The sequence below is a fragment of the Aquimarina sp. 2-A2 genome, from assembly GCF_045505135.1.
In the GTDB taxonomy this organism is placed as follows: domain Bacteria; phylum Bacteroidota; class Bacteroidia; order Flavobacteriales; family Flavobacteriaceae; genus Aquimarina; species Aquimarina intermedia.
Window position 1 is genome coordinate 1 of the sequence record NZ_JBJKFI010000022.1, and the last position, 613, is coordinate 613.

Below are 613 nucleotides of genomic sequence, written 5' to 3' on the forward strand. Positions count from 1 at the left end.
TTAAAAGAAACGAGGGGTTAACATTCTGTTATATTTTCTAAAGAGTTCAAAGCGTAAAAACACCTCATAACTCCCATCATTGAATTGTGTATTACCCAACTCAGTAGTCTCTTTATCATAGGCAAAACCTAACATCATTGAATCCGAGATCTGAAACCCTACCATTCCGCTTACCGCTGCACTCCAACGATATGCAGCTCCCAAGGTTACACGCTCATATAATAAAAAGCTAGCCGATACATCAACTTGTAAAGGTGCTCCAAAGACTACTTTGGATAATACCGCTGGTTTAAATTTAAGATCATCACTCAAATCAAACGTATGACCGGCAATGATATAATAATTAATACGTTCCTTAGCCAAAAAACTTACGCCTTCGCTATCACTGGAAATATTACTTTCGTCAAAATGTTCGGTCTCTAACAAATTTGGCGTACTTACACCTAAATAGAAGCGATCCGTATGGTAATATACTCCCAATCCAACATTAGGACTAAACTTATTATCTATATCAGTACCGAATAATGGATCTCCCGTATTATATTTATTAAGCTCCTGTAAATTAATATTTAATAAGTGACCACCTGCTTTCAATCCAAAACTCAATTTTCCT

At 35.9% G+C, this 613-nt stretch carries 1 protein-coding gene; it reads right to left on the reverse strand.

The window, feature by feature from the left end:
- A partial coding sequence (locus tag ACJRPK_RS17480; protein WP_407141676.1) for a type IX secretion system membrane protein PorP/SprF occupies nucleotides 1-613 on the reverse strand: 613 nt, incomplete at its 5' end.